The sequence below is a fragment of the Mesorhizobium sp. M1E.F.Ca.ET.041.01.1.1 genome (assembly GCF_003997355.1).
Lineage (GTDB): Bacteria > Pseudomonadota > Alphaproteobacteria > Rhizobiales > Rhizobiaceae > Mesorhizobium.
On the sequence record NZ_RZSL01000110.1, the window covers coordinates 1 to 14,308 of the forward strand.

Below are 14,308 nucleotides of genomic sequence, written 5' to 3' on the forward strand. Positions count from 1 at the left end.
GCGCAAAGCCGCCCGCTGGTCCGGACGGTGGCGGCGAAATTCGACACGTATTTCAGGAATGGAACCGGCAGGCATTCGGTGGCGGTTTGATCAGCGGCCAGGCCCGCTGATCAAAAGTGCTCGCCGACCCTGAACGGGCCGACACGGGTGCCGGCCGCGATCAGATAGGCGGTCGACCAGCCGATCAGCAGAAACCCGTTGACGCCTTCCAGGGCTGCCAGGACGCGCCAGCCATGGGCGGGCACCACGTCGCCATAGCCGACCGTCGAAAAGGTGATGGTCGAAAAGTAAAGCGCCGTCTCGAAGTCGCCCAGGATTCCGAGGAACAGGTAGACTCCCGCCCACAGCCAGACTTCCGCCGTCATGACCGCAAAAAGTCCCATCACGACGCTGATCATGGCGACGACCCGGCTGCGGCGGCCGTGCATGCGAAAGAGCGCCACAAGGCGTGCCATCACGTAGGTAATCGCGATAAGGCCGAAAGTGTGGATCAGGACCGTCAGGCTTATGACGATGGTGCCGACGCAAAGGTTGAGGATCATCCCGGGAAACTACGGACTGCGATGGCCGTAGTCATTGCGTAAAATCAAAGCAAAGCACCGGCCGGGTAAAAGCACCCGGCGCCGGCGGCGTTTGACAGGCCAGCCTATTCGCCGACCGCGACCACGGCGGGACCAAGGCGAAAGAACATGGCGAGCTTCAGGCTCGTCGCTATTCGTTCCGCCCGCTCGACAAACACCGCCGCGGTCTCGGAGGCGAACAGCTCTGCCGCAGTCTCCTTGAAGAGAGCCAACCAGATATCGAAGTCGGCTTCAACGACATCCTGAAGCTTCAGGTGAGCCGGCACCGGCCGTCCATGATAGTCGCCGCTCTTCAATATGACGGAGCACCAGAAGTCCGTCATCTTCTCGAGATGAGGCTCCCAATCACCGACGATCTCGCGGGCGAAAATGGGCCCGAGTCGCTCATCCTTCCTGACCTTGGAATAGAATTTGCGGACCAGTGCTCCTATCGAGGCCCGACGACATCAGAACGAACCAGGGGCTGTTCGGGGGCAGGGCGAACCCTGTCGAGCAAGACCGGTTTCGAAGTCATTCACGTTCCTATTCTTCAAGCTTCAGGTAACGCCCAGGCGATGAAGCGCGTCCTGAAACCAGCTACGGTCATGGACGAGTCGAAAGCCCAGATTGTCGGGCGGCGTGCCCACCGCGCAACCGCCGCTTTTGCCGTCGCGGATGAAGTTCGACATGTAGGTGCGGTGGAAGCCCTCCACAACATGCACGCCGCAATTGCTGATCGAGCTGGCAATGCCGCCGCCGGACATCGTCGCGTGGGCATAGCATGTGGATGTCCACTCCCAGACATTGCCGGCAATATCCGCGACGCCCTTTGAGTTGAGGCCGAAGGACCCGGGTGTCCGCGGTTCAGGATCCGATTTGCGACCGAGCGCAACCTCGTTGCGATACTGCGTGAGCCATCGCCTTGCCGGGTCGGCCGGGTCGCCTTCGCCGGCCTCTATGTCGGCTCTGAACCGCTCGCCAGCGGCATAGGCCCATTCCAGGTCTGTCGGCAGCCGCCATGTCTCGCCCGTTCGCGCCGACAGCCAGTTTGCATAGGCTTGCGCATCGGTGAAGCTGACGCCGGTCGCCGGAACGTTGCCGGCGAGGCGCGAGTCGGCGGGCTTGCAGGCGCCATCCGAAACGCAACGGTCGTAATCCGTTGCGCTCACCTGGAACTTCATGATTTCCAGCGGCGCATCGATGGTCTCCTTCAAGACGGGCGCCGGCGCGGGATGACTGTCCTTGAGGAATTCGCCAGGCTGCGAGTGGTTGAAGGAACCAGGCGCCAGAACCACCAGTTCACCCACGGCTACGGAAGCCCCCGATTGCGAACCATCGACCGCATGGCTGACGCCCAAACCGATGAGCGCGGCGGCCGCGATCGTTCCAAATGTGAAGACAGGATCGAAAGACATGCCGAAAACTCCGCCTGCCGTGCAACCCGCCGGCGGTAAGGGCGGGTTGCACGGTGATCGGCCCTCTCAGGTTACGAGGCGATCGCCTTGGGCGGTTCGACCTGCATCATCAGATCGTCGTCCCAGCTTCCGTCGACGGTGAAGTGCGCTGTCGCGCCGAGCTCGACCGCCTCGATCAGATTGTGATTGACGTAGGCATAGACGCCCGGCTGCCGGAATGTGTAGAGCGCGGCGCCGGCGGATCCACCGCGGATGAACCAGGTTTCCATGTCCTTGGCAGGCGGGTTCGCGAACTTGCCGCCCTCCCAGACGAAGTCGCCGTGGCCGCCGATCAGGTGCGGTCGCGTGTCGCGATTGGCCTGCGAGTGGACGATGAGGACGGTCTCGCCGACCTTGGCCTTCATGGCGTTTTGGCCGGTCAGCGATCCTGCCTTGCCGTTGAACACGACATGCGTCGGGATCAGCCCGCGCATCACCTTCACGGTGTCGTCGTAATTGTCGCCGGCCGAGTCGTACTTCTTGAATTTTCCCTGTTCGTCGCGCGGGATGTAGAAGTCGTTCTCGCCGACATAATAGATACGGTCATAGCGGAGGGGCTTGCCCTTGTCGTCCTTCAGGCCGTCGCGCGGGAGCACCATCACGGCTCCGCTCATTCCCGACACGACATGCCAGGGGATCATCGCACCGCCCGGCGCGCAATGGTAGACGAACGTGCCCGGCCGGGTCGCCTTGAAGCGCAGCGTCACCTGCTCGCCCGGATTGACCAGGGTCAGCCCGCCGCCTCCGAGCGCGCCGGTCGCCGCATGGAAGTCGATGTTGTGGGCGAGCGTGTTGGTATCGGGATTGATCAGCGTGAGCTCGAGATAGTCGCCCTCATGCACGACCATCAGAGGGCCCGGAATGGAGCCGTTATAGGTCATGGCGTTGAGCTGCGTGCCGTCGGCATCGATGACCATCGGCTTCTCTTCGATCTTCATGGTGAACTCGACGACCTTGGGACCGCCTTTGGCCACCTGGTCGTGAGCGTGCACGAACGGCGGCGCGACAAGGGTCACCTTCTCGCGTGGCAGTCCGGCCACATCCTTCGCGGCCGCCATCGCCGGCGCCGAGCCAAGGGTGACAACGGCGGCAGCGGTAAGAACAGAACCCAACAAGGCTTCACGTCTCGTAAGCATTTTTCATCTCCTGAACTTCACCGTTTCGATGAAGCCAGGATAGTATCTTTGCGCGGCGCTTCTTTGCGTTTGCGCAAACCTGGATCAATTGATTTTTGATTTGGATCAATTGCCGAATGCATCCCCGCATTGCTTGGCCGTGATTGCAGCGGATGCCAAATCGCAAATGAAACTGGCCGGACAGACCTCTCCCATGGTCTGTCCGGCCAGTGCCTCCAGCCCGCCATTGCCGGAGGCAGCCACGCGCGCTGTCGGATCAGTTCGAAGCGGTCTTGGTCGCTTCCGCGAACAGTTCGGCAAAGACGGGCTTCGCCTTGCCGGTCTGCTTGACGGCTTCCGCCGCTTCCAGGTTGACGGGCTTGCCGACGACGATCAGAGCCACCATGCCCATGCCGTAGTGGGGAGCGCATTTCACGCCATAGACGCCCTCTTTGGTAAGGGTGACCGTGATCTCCTCGCTCGCCTTGCCCTTGAAGGCTTCAGCGCCGTCCGGGATCATTCCCTTGATAATCTCGGCATTGTGGGTCTTGTCGGTAGGCACGAACTTGATGGTGTCGCCGGGAGCCGCCCGGACAAAATCGGGCTGGAACACCATCGCGCCCTTTTCACCCTTGTTCAGCATCTGCACGACATGTTCTTCGGCATTGGCAACGCCGGCAATTGAGAGCAATGCGATCGCCGCGCCAACCAGGGGCAGTTTCATTGGAGAATTCCTTTCTTTGTTTCACCACGGCATCAACCGTTGCGTCCTTCTAGTTTGCCGGGCGACCTGGTGATTTGCGCTGGCGCAAATTGCCCGACGAAAATGATCGGCGCGCAACAAGCGAGGAGGTGGGCCGCGTCGCCCGCTTTCAAGAGGCGCTCTTGCGGCGTGCTTGCAGGCGTGGCCGCAAGAGCATGCCGCCAAACAGCACTGCATAGCCGGCGAAGGCCGCAACCCAGAGTGCCGCCGAGATGTGGAGGAGAATCGCCGCGCCAGGCGCCATGGCGGCGGCCACGCGCAGAATGGCGGCGCTTACGATCGCGACGAAGACAGCTCTTGTTCCTCCGCTCGCCCTCAATTCGCGGCCCGTGTGGCCGAGGGAAGCGCGGGTCATGACGGCAAGCGTCATGCAGGCGATCGCCCCCACCGCGAACGCATGGATGCCGGCAATTGCGGGGATCGTTTCCGGAGCGAAGATGGCCAACCCGGCAAGCAGCAGCCCAAACGGCACAAAGGCGAATGCGACATGCAAGATCAGAACCAGAGGATCGGACGGCGTTCGGTCACCCGCCCAGCGGGCGAGCCGAATGGCATTGAAGATCGCCGCGGCGATCAGCAGCACGCCGGTTGCGATGCTGTCGGGGAAGAAAGCCCACGCGGCGAGTCCCATGGCCGACAGCGCGATGGTTCCGGCATCGAACCGGCCGAACGGTGCCGGGAGCCGGCCCGGCTTCTCGCGAGCCAGCCAATTGCGTGTGAAACTCGGAACGATCCGACCGCCGATGATCATGATGAGGACGACGACCGCTCCAAGACCGAGGCGCCGGCTCATGTCGGAGACGCCCTGGTAATGGGCTTCGGCGTGAAACATGACATTTGCCGCGAAAAGCGTCGCGACCGGCAGGAGCACCTTGAGGTTCCGCCAGTTTCTCCCGGCAACGATTTCCGTTGCGGCGGCGGCGACCACGGCGAGAAGAAAGGAGCAATCCATGGCTGCGCTCAAGAGCCAGCCCATCTCTGCCGAAAAGAACACGGCCACCCGGCCCGCGATCCAGAGCAGTACGAGCACGAGCAGGCGAAAGTCCTGAACGGGAAGTCGTCCGGTCCAATTCGGAATTGCAGTCAGCAGGAAGCCGGTCACGACTGCCGATAGATAGCCGAAGAGCAATTCGTGAATATGCCAGTCCACAGGCAGGAACGTGCTGAAGGTTTCGAGCTTGCCGTAATAGAGGGGCAACCACAAAAGCATCGCGGTAGCGGCTTGCAGCGAGCCAAGCAGAAAGAAGGGCCGGAACCCGTAGGAGAGAATTGCCGGATAGGCGCTCGGCCGCGTCCGTGGAATTGCCATGACTGCCTCGTTGGAACCCAGGCAAGGTGCCTGTGTGGCTCTTCTATCCCGGTCAAGGAGGATGGAATTTGCCTCAGCGCAAACAAGAGCGTGAATCGCGGGCGACACCGACAGGAAGCTTCACTTGTCGACGGGCGGTCGTCCGTGACACAGTCTGGTCAGGGGCCTGAGCGTGTTTGCCCCGTTGAAAGCCCGGGGAGAAAAGGCCGTTGGCAAGCCTTGATCGATCACTGATTGCCGGTCTGTCCGTTTTCGAGGGGATCGCAGCCGCGGACCTCGACCGCATAGTCGGGCAGGCAAGGTCCATTCGGATTGCCAAGGATCAGCCGGTGTTCGAGCAGGAGCAGGAGGCTCATTCATTCTTCCTGCTGCTCGACGGCCACGTGCGCGTGGTGAAGTCGACCCCGGACGGGCACGAGGTGACCGTCCGGTACATAAGCCCCGGCGAGTTGATGGGGATCGCCAGCGCGCTGGGCCTGACGGCCTACCCGGCAAATGCCATCGCCGCCGTCGATTGCGTGGCGCTTGCCTGGCCAAGCCGGCTCTGGCCGACATTCGCGGCGAGCTTCCCGAGCTTCAGTTCGAACATCTACAAGACGGTGGGAAGCAGGCTGCAGGACGCCCACGCGCGCGTCATCGAGATGTCCACCGAGCAGGTGGAACAGCGCGTTGCGCATGCGCTGCTAAAGCTGATCAAGCAGTCGGGGAAAAAGACCGAGGAAGGGATTCTGATCGACTTCCCGATTTCACGCCAGGACGTCGCGGAAATGACGGGCACCACGCTCCATACGGTGAGCCGGTTGCTTTCAGCCTGGGAAGACCAGGAGCTCGTCAAGAGCGGGCGCCAGAGGATCGTCGTGGTCGAGCCGCATCGGCTCCTCGTCATCGCCGAAGGTCGGACGACGAAAAGCTAGAGCACCGTCCGGAATTGCGTAACAAATAGTTGGAGCGGTTAAGCGATTCTGCCAAACGCCGAGCCGCTCTATTCGACGGGACCGTTTTCGATCGCGGCCTGCAGCTCGCGGCAAAGCTGCTCTTCATCGAGATCATGCTCGCGTGCCGCGTCGGAAACCGTGTGAAAGGAAGCGATCGGGCAGCCGACGCACAGCATGCCGTGCTGGAGAACGACACGGATTGCCGCCGGCGTCTCGCGCATGATCCCGTCCATCGTCGCGTCGTCGTTCAATTTGCGTTTCATGGCATTTGTCCGCATGTACAGGCCGGCATCCTGCACGGGCTTTCTGGTGTGTTCGTTGCTCTGAAACAAAGATGGCGCTGTCTTGCCTCGCTCGGCGAGCCGGAACTTGAGGCGCATTTCAGAGTTGCGGCCGCCCTGGCCTGGCATTTTTGCGATGGATCAAAGCTCGACCGTTCTTCTCCCGATAGATCGATGGCGGCCACTCTTGACACCGGCCGGTCATGAACCGGTGGCAGGCTCGGTGCGTTGTGGTTTAGCCGGGGTCGGTTTGGAACCAGCGAAGGAGTCGGAAATGACCGAGCGTCCCAGCGCCAATCGCTTGTCTGCGCAGGAACTGCACGACATCGATGCCTACTGGCGTGCCGCCAACTACCTGACCATCGGGCAGATCTATCTGCTCGACAATCCGCTGCTTCGCGAGCCCCTTCGGCTGGAGCATGTCAAGCCCAGGCTGCTTGGCCATTGGGGAACCTCGCCGGGCCTCAGCTTCATCTATGCGCATCTCAACCGCGCCATCAGACTGCGCGACGCAAACGTCATCTATATCTGCGGCCCTGGCCACGGCGGGCCTGCCATGGTCGCGAACACCTACCTCGAGGGCACCTACAGCGAGATCAATCCCGATATCCAGTTGGACGAGGCCGGAATGAAGAAGCTCTTCCGGCAGTTCTCCTTTCCCGGCGGCATCCCAAGCCACGCGGCGCCGGATGTGCCCGGATCGATCCATGAAGGTGGCGAGCTCGGCTACGCGCTCTCGCATGCCTATGGCGCCGCCTTCGATAACCCGGGTTTGATCGTCGCTTGCGTCGTTGGCGACGGCGAGGCGGAAACCGGGCCGCTGGCCACGTCCTGGCATTCCAACAAGTTCCTCAACCCGGCGCGTGACGGGGCGGTGCTGCCGATCCTCCACCTCAACGGCTACAAGATCGCCAATCCCACCATTCTCGCCCGCATCCCTGAGGAGGAATTGCGCGCGCTGTTCGTCGGCTATGGCTACGAGCCGCTGTTCGTCGAAGGCGACGATCCGGCCTGGATGCACGAGCGCATGGCCGTCGTGCTCGACGATGCGCTGGATAGCATCAAGGCGATCCAGCAGGCGGCGCGCAGCGGCGCGGCGACCGCGCAGCCCCGTCCGAAATGGCCGATGATCGTGCTGCGAAGCCCAAAGGGCTGGACAGGCCCCAAGGAGGTCGATGGACTGAAGACCGAAGGGTTTTGGCGCGCGCACCAGGTTCCACTCTCCGGCCTCGCCGAAAACCCTGCGCATCTGAAGATGCTCGAGGATTGGCTGAAGAGCTACCGGCCTGAAGAACTCTTCGATGCCGCGGGCGTACCCGTGCCCGCGATCGGCGCCACCGCGCCGCAAGGCGCCATGCGCATGGGCGCCAACCCGCATGCCAATGGCGGTCTGCTTCGCCGGTCCCTCGAACTGCCTGGCTTGAATGAGCATGCGGTCCCGCTCTCCCGCCCCGGAGACGTCAAGGCAGAACCGACCCGTGTCATGGGCAACTTCCTGCGCGACGTCATGGCGCTGAATCAAGGCTCGAACAACTTCCGCATCGTCGGCCCCGACGAGACGGCTTCGAACCGGCTGCAGGATGTCTTCGAGGTGACGGAGCGTGCCTGGATGGAAGAGATCCTGCCCGAAGATGTTCACCTCGGCAGGGAAGGCAAGGTTCTGGAGATCCTGTCCGAGCACACCTGTCAGGGCTGGCTGGAAGGTTATCTCCTGACTGGCCGCCACGGCTTGTTCTCCTGTTACGAGGCTTTCACGCACATCGTCGATTCCATGTTCAACCAGCATGCGAAATGGCTGGACGCTTGCCGCAAGCTGCCCTGGCGGCGACCGGTCGCCTCGCTGAACTACCTCTTGTCCAGCCACGTTTGGCAGCAGGAGCACAACGGCTTCAGCCACCAGGACCCAGGCTTCATCGACGTGGCTTTGAACAAGAAAGCGGATGTCGTGCGCGTCTACCTGCCGGCGGACGCAAACAGCCTGCTTTGCGTGACCGACCATGTGCTGCGAACATGGAACCGCATCAACGTCATCGTCGCCGGCAAGGCCAAGTCCTGGCAGTGGCTGTCCATCGACGACGCGAAGGTTCACTGCAGCGCCGGCATCGGCATATGGGACTGGGCGTCGACCGACCGCGGGACCGAGCCGGATGTGGTGATGGCTTGTGCCGGCGATGTGCCGACGCTCGAGACGCTGGCCGCCGTTCAGATTATGAGAGATCACATTCCCGAACTCAGGATCAGGGTGGTCAATATCGTCGACCTGATGACCCTGCAGCCGAAGGAACACCATTCGCACGGCCTGTCGGATCGCGAGTTCGACGCGCTTTTCACCAAGGATAAGCCCGTCATCTTCGCCTACCACGGCTATCCATGGACCATCCATCGCCTGACCTATCGGCGGACCAACCATGACAACATCCATGTGCGCGGCTACAATGAGGAGGGGACGACCACCACACCCTTCGACATGACCGTGCTGAATGGGCTGGACCGCTATCATCTCGTGCTGAGCGTGCTCGACCGCATTCCCGAGCCGGCCGGCGCGCACATCCAACTGAAACAGGCTATGGAAGGCAAGCTGATCGAGCACCATGCCTATATCCGCGAGCATGGACAGGACATGCCCGAAATCCTCGGCTGGAAATGGGAGCGGTAGTCGATGCCGAAGCGCCACACCGAGAGGACGGGCGCCGTGAGGTTGGCCGGAACCGGCCGGCAATGATCGGTACCATTCTCATCCTCAATGGCGGTTCCTCAAGCCTGAAGTTCGCCCTGTTTCAGGAGCGCGGCGAACTTCCCCTGCTGGCGCGTGGCAGCGTTTCATCGATCGGGTACCGTCCACGATTGCACGTCGCGCCCATGGCTTTGTCGCCCGGGATCGACAGGAGCTTGGGGGACGGGCCGATCGATATTGCGAAGGCATTCGAAGCCGTATCCTCCTTTCTCGCCGATAGCGGCCTTCTGCGCCAGGTCGGCAAAGTCGGCCATCGCATCGTGCATGGCGGTCAGAATTTAGTTCGCGCGACCCTGCTCGACGAGCGCACGCTCGATCTTCTGCACAGGCTCGAACCGCTCGCTCCGATCCATCAGGCGATTAACTTGGAGATCGTCGGCCTGGCCCGTCGGCTTTTGCCTGGAGTCAAACAGGTCGGCTGCTTCGATACCGCCTTCCACGCGGCGCGGCCCGAGCTCGCCCGGCTCTATGGCTTGCCGCGCGAGATGTCGGAGCAGGGCATCGTCTCCTATGGCTTCCACGGGCTCTCCTACAGCCACATCGCTGCGAAGCTCCGTGACCGCTACGGCTCAAGCGCCGGCGGACGAACGATTGTCGCCCATCTCGGCAGCGGGGCGAGCCTGTGCGCGATGAAGGCCGGGGAAAGCCTCGCCACCACCATGGGTTTTTCGACGCTTGACGGCCTCGTCATGAGCACACGCTGCGGCGCCATCGATCCTGGCGTGCTTCTGCACCTTTTGCAGGATCGCAAGCTGTCGCCGGACGAATTGTCCACCTTGCTTTATGAGCAATCGGGCCTGCTCGGCGTATCCGGCATTTCCGGGGATATGCAGACCCTGCTTGCGTCGAAGGACCCTGCGGCGGCCCGTGCCGTCGATCTCTTCGTCTATCGCGTCGGGCGTGAGATCGGATCGCTCGCAGCCGCGCTTGGAGGGCTCGACACGCTCGTGTTCACCGCGGGCATCGGCGAGCATGCGCCTCAAATCCGGCAAAGGATCTGCGAGGCCGCGGCATGGCTCGGTGTCGCGCTCGATGACGGTTTGAACCGCGGTGGCGTCGAACTGGTCAGCGCCCCGAATTCCCGCGTCGACGTTCTTGTCATTCCGGCCGACGAGGAACGCGCGGTGGCCACGCAACTCCTCAAACTCGAAGTGGTCTGATTTGCCCGTGACGGGTGGTGGGACTCAGAGCGGTTCAGCGTTTGGTAGAATCGCTGAACCGCTCTAACTGTTTATTTTTACGCAATTCCGAAGGGAAGGCTCCGGCGAAGTCGCCGAGCCCAATCGTTGCGCGCTTTTCCTGAAATTGCTCTAGCCCGGCAACTTGGCGCCGAGCTTCCGCTGAACCAGGACGAGTGTAGAGTCATTGGGGTCGGGTGCGACGGTGAAGCCCATCTCGCGCTCAAGCTCGATCGCGGCGCGGTTTTCCCGGCTCTCGATCGACTCGATCGTCTCGATGCCATGGTCGTCTGCATAGCGCGCGATGTAGCCGAGAAATTCCCAGCTGACGCCGAGATGCTTGCGGTCTTCGCGAATGCAGATGGCGACTTCGCCGCGCCGGTCGGCCGGATCGTTGGCGAGGGTCGCCACTGCGATCAGCATCCCGTCGGTCGAGAATGCAAGAAAATTATGAATATGCGGATCGTCTGAACGGGTCATCGCCACCAGCCGCTCATGCGAGACCTCCTTCACGGCTCCGAGGAAGCGGAAGCGCAAATCCTCCGGCGTCACATGAGTGAAGAACTCGGCTACGAGCGGCTCGTCGTCGGCGCGTGCACGGCGCACTTCGAAGCGGAATCCGGTGTGCGTGGTAAGTGTGGTTTTCATTGGCATCCCTTTCAGGAGGTTGATGCGGAGATCGGCTCGAAAAGGGCCTCATTCCCCCATCGCCAGCAGCGCATCCCGCTTGAGGATTTCGATGCTGCGCAGGCTGAGCAGGCGGATGACGCCTTTCTCCTTCAGCCGCGTGAAGACGCGCGACACGGTTTCGATGGTGAGGCCGAGATAGTCGCCGATATCGATCCGCGACATCGGCAGTTCCAACTGCCGCAACCCACCCTGACGCTCGGACATTTCGACCAGGAATGCGGCGACGCGCTCGATGGCGTTCTGGCGGCCAAGCACCAGAAGATGTTCCTGCGCGCGGGTCAGCCCCTTGAGCGCAAGGGGCAGAAGCTGGCGGGACATGTCCATGCCCGAGGGGGTGCGAAAGACGCGCACGCCGGTCGCATTGATCGCTTCGGCGAAGAAATGGTGATTGGCGTCGGCTTCGAAGCCGAATGTTTCTCCGGCCAGGTGGAACGCGCTTATCTGTCTGCGGCCGTCGGCGAGCAAGCGGTAGATACGGACGGCGCCGAATTCGACCTGGTAGAGGGCACCGGCCTTTTCGCCCTGGGCGTAAATCTCGGCGCCGGCCGGGAAGAAGCTGACCGGCTGCGTTGTCGCCCCTTCAAAGATGGGCGCCGGGCTCTGATGAGGAAGGTATGACGACAGTTCGATCTTGGCGGAGGCTTGGGCGTACATGGCTGTGGTCCCGGTGAATTCGTGACAACAGCAATCGCCCAAATCCCGCCGCGCCGAAATTCGGTTATGTCCCTAGGGGAAACTACTTAGAGCGGAGCTCGAGATCGCCGATGGAGCCATGCCTTGCTGAGCGCAGCCGCAACGCACCGTCCGAGGTGCCGGTCGGAGCCAGAGCGGGTTCGGTCGCGAGAACGGGCGCTATGCGGCCGAAGAATTCTGTGTCCTCAAAACCGTCGTCATTCGGGACTCGCGCAGCTATCCGCGCTATCTACCCGGCAGATTGCTTTGATCGACAGGGAGCAACAATGCGTACCAGAACCAGTATTCGCGTGGTCGGCTGTCATGCCGAGGGTGAGGTCGGCGATGTCATCGTGGGCGGCGTGCTGCCGCCGGCGGGGCGCACAATGATGGAAAAGATGATCACCATGGAGCGTGATCACGACCATATAAGGCGCATGCTGATCTGCGAGCCGCGCGGCAGTGTTGCCCGGCACGTCAATCTTCTGGTGCAATCGACGCGCGAGGATTGCGTCGCCGGCGCAATCATCATGGAACCGACGGAATACCCTCCGATGTCCGGCTCCAACACGATTTGCGTCGCCACGGTGTTGCTCGACACCGGCATGGTGCCGATGAACGAGCCCGAGACGTGCTTCAAGCTCGACATGCCGGGCGGTGTCATCGAGGTGCGCGCCGAATGCCGCGACGGCAAATGCCTGTCGATAACTTTCCGCAACGCGCCCGCCTTTGCCGAACGCCTCGATGCCGACATCGAAGTCGAGGGGCTGGGAACGCTGAAGGTCGATATCGCTTATGGCGGCATGTTCTACGCGATCGTCGACGCCGATGCGCTCGGCTTCTCGGTCGTTCCCGACGAGGCGCGCGAACTGGCCGTTATCGGCGAGAAGGTTCGACGCGCCGCGCGCGAACAGCTCGATGTCGTCCATCCGCAGTTCGACAATGTGCGCGGTGTGTCGATCGTGCAGTTCGCGATGCCTTTCCAAGGGCCTGGCAACGTCACCCGCAACACATGCATCGTTTCGCCTGGACGATCGGACCGCAGCCCGACGGGAACCGGCACCTCGGCCCGCATGGCCGTGCTTCAGGCCCGTGGCTTGATGGGCGTCGGCGACGTTCTGATCCATGAATCGATCATCGGCTCCCGCTTCACCGGCAGAATAGTTGAACTGACCGAAATCGCCGGTCGCAAGGCGATCGTTCCGGAGATCACCGGCAGGGCGTGGATCACTGGCGAGCACAACTACTATCTCGATCCGACGGACCCGTACCCGCAGGGCTATGTGCTGTCGGACACGTGGGGCACGTCGACCTCGGTGACGCAGTAGGCGTCATCTGGGGAGCCGGCGCCGGCCGAGCGAACTGGCCGAACGAGAGATCAATGAAGGTTGCAACATGCCGCTTGTTGAGATCGATCTCTATCCCGGCCGCTCACCAAGTCAAAAGTACGAAGTGGCGGAGACCATAACGCGTGTATTCATGGAAAAATCGGAGACGAGATAATCGGCGAGCGAGACATGGGTAGTCATGGAACGACGCTCATCGTATCCGATCCGGACGGGAGTATCATTCATCTCTGGAAGCGCGCCTGAGGCTCCCCCAGGCAGGTAAGAAACTTATGAGGTTTAGCGTGCGGATCGATCAGAAGGCATCCGGCGTATTCGCCATCGCTCCAACGCCGTTCGCATCGAACGGAGATATCGATTTCGACTCGATCGACCGGTTGGTGGATTTCTACGCCAAAGTCGGTTGCACGGGTATTACTGCGCTGGGAATCCTGGGCGAAGCGCCGAAGCTGGACGCCGACGAGACGCTTGCGGTCGCGCGTCGGTTCATTCGCCGTTCGCCTATTCCCGTCGTGATCGGCGTATCTGCGCCGGGGCTGGCTTCCATTCGCTCGCTGACCCGGCGCGTCATGGACGAAGGGGCGGCAGGAGTGATGATCGCGCCTCCGTCGCCGCTTCGCACTGACGAGCAGATCGTTTCCTATTTCGCGAGCACCACGGAAGCGATCGGCCCGGAAGTGCCCTGGGTTCTTCAAGACTATCCACTTACGCTGACCGTCGTCATGACCGTCAATGTGATTTCGCGGATCATTACCGCCAATCCGTCATGCGTCATGGTCAAGCACGAAGATTGGCCAGGGCTGGAGAAGATCTCGGCGCTTCGCAAGCTGCAGCGCGAAGGCGCCATGCGTCCGGTATCCATCTTGTGCGGCAATGGCGGCATGTTCCTCGACTTCGAGATGGAACGCGGAGCGGATGGCGCCATGACCGGCTATGCCTTCCCCGACATGCTGGTGGATTTTGTCCGCCTGTCGGCACTTGGCGAGCGTGGAGCGGCCCACGACCTGTTCGATGCGCATCTGCCGCTGATCCGCTACGAGCATCAGCAGGGCGTTGGGCTGGCCGTGCGCAAATATCTGCTCAAGCGGCGGGGGATCATCCGCGACGATGCGATGCGGGTTCCTTTCACCAAAATGTCGCCGGCCGCCGCGGACGAGGTCGAATATCTGCTTTCCCGGGTGGCAAGGCATGACACCCGGGCATCGTTTTAAAGCATGTCTCCCGAAAGTGGGAACCGGTTTCGGGACAAAGACATGCGTAAAATCAAAAAC

Annotated in this window: 15 protein-coding genes; 6 read left to right on the top strand and 9 right to left on the bottom strand. The window is 61.9% G+C overall.

All coding sequences use genetic code 11. The features are described 5' to 3' along the window. Window positions 1-110: 110 nt before the first annotated feature. From EOA38_RS11995 to EOA38_RS12020, 6 genes are all read right to left on the bottom strand, one after another. Window positions 111-542, bottom strand: a complete 432-nt coding sequence (locus tag EOA38_RS11995) for an ion channel (RefSeq protein WP_126095557.1) — start codon at window positions 540-542, stop codon at window positions 111-113. A 104-nt stretch (window positions 543-646) separates the two neighbouring features. Further along, the gene (locus EOA38_RS41110; protein ID WP_348627520.1) at window positions 647-904 is read right to left on the bottom strand and encodes a group III truncated hemoglobin; all 258 of its coding nucleotides are present in this window, start codon (window positions 902-904) and stop codon (window positions 647-649) included. 213 nt (window positions 905-1,117) lie between these two features. Beyond that, window positions 1,118-1,975, bottom strand: coding sequence for an SUMF1/EgtB/PvdO family nonheme iron enzyme (locus tag EOA38_RS12005; RefSeq protein WP_127299293.1), 858 nt, complete (start codon window positions 1,973-1,975; stop codon window positions 1,118-1,120). Between the two features lie 71 nt (window positions 1,976-2,046). Next, on the bottom strand, window positions 2,047-3,150 hold the full coding sequence (gene nirK, locus EOA38_RS12010; RefSeq protein ID WP_127299294.1) for a copper-containing nitrite reductase: 1,104 nt from the start codon (window positions 3,148-3,150) through the stop codon (window positions 2,047-2,049). A gap of 256 nt (window positions 3,151-3,406) precedes the next feature. Next, window positions 3,407-3,853 (bottom strand): pseudoazurin, encoded by a 447-nt coding sequence (locus EOA38_RS12015; RefSeq protein WP_127299295.1) that lies wholly within the window; start codon window positions 3,851-3,853, stop codon window positions 3,407-3,409. A gap of 148 nt (window positions 3,854-4,001) precedes the next feature. Then, the gene (locus EOA38_RS12020; RefSeq protein ID WP_127299296.1) at window positions 4,002-5,201 is read right to left on the bottom strand and encodes an NnrS family protein; all 1,200 of its coding nucleotides are present in this window, start codon (window positions 5,199-5,201) and stop codon (window positions 4,002-4,004) included. Between the two features lie 209 nt (window positions 5,202-5,410). Between EOA38_RS12020 and EOA38_RS12025 the strand changes: the two genes are divergently transcribed. Next, on the top strand, window positions 5,411-6,115 hold the full coding sequence (locus tag EOA38_RS12025) for a Crp/Fnr family transcriptional regulator (protein WP_127299297.1): 705 nt from the start codon (window positions 5,411-5,413) through the stop codon (window positions 6,113-6,115). Between the two features lie 68 nt (window positions 6,116-6,183). Here EOA38_RS12025 and EOA38_RS40310 read toward each other — a convergent pair whose 3' ends face one another. Next, on the bottom strand, window positions 6,184-6,546 hold the full coding sequence (locus EOA38_RS40310; RefSeq protein ID WP_245480818.1) for a DUF1858 domain-containing protein: 363 nt from the start codon (window positions 6,544-6,546) through the stop codon (window positions 6,184-6,186). A gap of 145 nt (window positions 6,547-6,691) precedes the next feature. On the opposite strand from EOA38_RS40310, the gene EOA38_RS12035 reads away from it, so the two are divergent. Together EOA38_RS12035 and EOA38_RS12040 are read left to right on the top strand one after the other, a co-directional pair. After that, window positions 6,692-9,073, top strand: a complete 2,382-nt coding sequence (locus EOA38_RS12035; RefSeq protein WP_127299298.1) for a phosphoketolase family protein — start codon at window positions 6,692-6,694, stop codon at window positions 9,071-9,073. Between the two features lie 62 nt (window positions 9,074-9,135). Then, on the top strand, window positions 9,136-10,311 hold the full coding sequence (locus tag EOA38_RS12040; protein ID WP_127299299.1) for an acetate/propionate family kinase: 1,176 nt from the start codon (window positions 9,136-9,138) through the stop codon (window positions 10,309-10,311). A 150-nt stretch (window positions 10,312-10,461) separates the two neighbouring features. Here EOA38_RS12040 and EOA38_RS12045 read toward each other — a convergent pair whose 3' ends face one another. Then, window positions 10,462-10,977: a GNAT family N-acetyltransferase gene (locus tag EOA38_RS12045; RefSeq protein ID WP_126095547.1), complete on the bottom strand. Its 516-nt coding sequence runs from the start codon at window positions 10,975-10,977 to the stop codon at window positions 10,462-10,464. Window positions 10,978-11,025: 48 nt separating this feature from the next. Beyond that, entirely contained in the window at window positions 11,026-11,673 is a 648-nt protein-coding gene (locus EOA38_RS12050; protein ID WP_127299300.1) for a helix-turn-helix domain-containing protein, read from the bottom strand. A gap of 305 nt (window positions 11,674-11,978) precedes the next feature. Here EOA38_RS12050 and EOA38_RS12055 point away from each other — a divergent pair, with 305 nt between their 5' ends. The 3 genes from EOA38_RS12055 (at window position 11,979) to EOA38_RS12065 (ending at window position 14,248) form a co-directional block, all read left to right on the top strand. Continuing rightward, window positions 11,979-13,019, top strand: coding sequence for a proline racemase family protein (locus EOA38_RS12055; RefSeq protein ID WP_126095545.1), 1,041 nt, complete (start codon window positions 11,979-11,981; stop codon window positions 13,017-13,019). Window positions 13,020-13,086: 67 nt separating this feature from the next. Further along, on the top strand, window positions 13,087-13,194 hold the full coding sequence (locus EOA38_RS12060) for a tautomerase family protein (RefSeq protein WP_126095544.1): 108 nt from the start codon (window positions 13,087-13,089) through the stop codon (window positions 13,192-13,194). 127 nt (window positions 13,195-13,321) lie between these two features. Then, window positions 13,322-14,248 (top strand): dihydrodipicolinate synthase family protein, encoded by a 927-nt coding sequence (locus EOA38_RS12065; RefSeq protein ID WP_126095543.1) that lies wholly within the window; start codon window positions 13,322-13,324, stop codon window positions 14,246-14,248. Window positions 14,249-14,308: the final 60 nt, after the last annotated feature.

Coding starts and splice junctions, on each gene's coding strand:
- EOA38_RS12045 (WP_126095547.1), bottom strand. CDS start 10,977: ATGAAAACCACACTTACCACGCACACCGGATTCCGCTTCGAAGTGCGC.
- EOA38_RS12035 (WP_127299298.1), top strand. CDS start 6,692: ATGACCGAGCGTCCCAGCGCCAATCGCTTGTCTGCGCAGGAACTGCAC.
- EOA38_RS12040 (WP_127299299.1), top strand. CDS start 9,136: ATGATCGGTACCATTCTCATCCTCAATGGCGGTTCCTCAAGCCTGAAG.
- EOA38_RS41110 (WP_348627520.1), bottom strand. CDS start 904: ATGACGGACTTCTGGTGCTCCGTCATATTGAAGAGCGGCGACTATCAT.
- EOA38_RS12020 (WP_127299296.1), bottom strand. CDS start 5,201: ATGGCAATTCCACGGACGCGGCCGAGCGCCTATCCGGCAATTCTCTCC.
- nirK (WP_127299294.1), bottom strand. CDS start 3,150: ATGCTTACGAGACGTGAAGCCTTGTTGGGTTCTGTTCTTACCGCTGCC.
- EOA38_RS12005 (WP_127299293.1), bottom strand. CDS start 1,975: ATGTCTTTCGATCCTGTCTTCACATTTGGAACGATCGCGGCCGCCGCG.
- EOA38_RS12060 (WP_126095544.1), top strand. CDS start 13,087: ATGCCGCTTGTTGAGATCGATCTCTATCCCGGCCGCTCACCAAGTCAA.
- EOA38_RS12050 (WP_127299300.1), bottom strand. CDS start 11,673: ATGTACGCCCAAGCCTCCGCCAAGATCGAACTGTCGTCATACCTTCCT.
- EOA38_RS12015 (WP_127299295.1), bottom strand. CDS start 3,853: ATGAAACTGCCCCTGGTTGGCGCGGCGATCGCATTGCTCTCAATTGCC.
- EOA38_RS11995 (WP_126095557.1), bottom strand. CDS start 542: ATGATCCTCAACCTTTGCGTCGGCACCATCGTCATAAGCCTGACGGTC.
- EOA38_RS40310 (WP_245480818.1), bottom strand. CDS start 6,546: ATGCCAGGCCAGGGCGGCCGCAACTCTGAAATGCGCCTCAAGTTCCGG.
- EOA38_RS12055 (WP_126095545.1), top strand. CDS start 11,979: ATGCGTACCAGAACCAGTATTCGCGTGGTCGGCTGTCATGCCGAGGGT.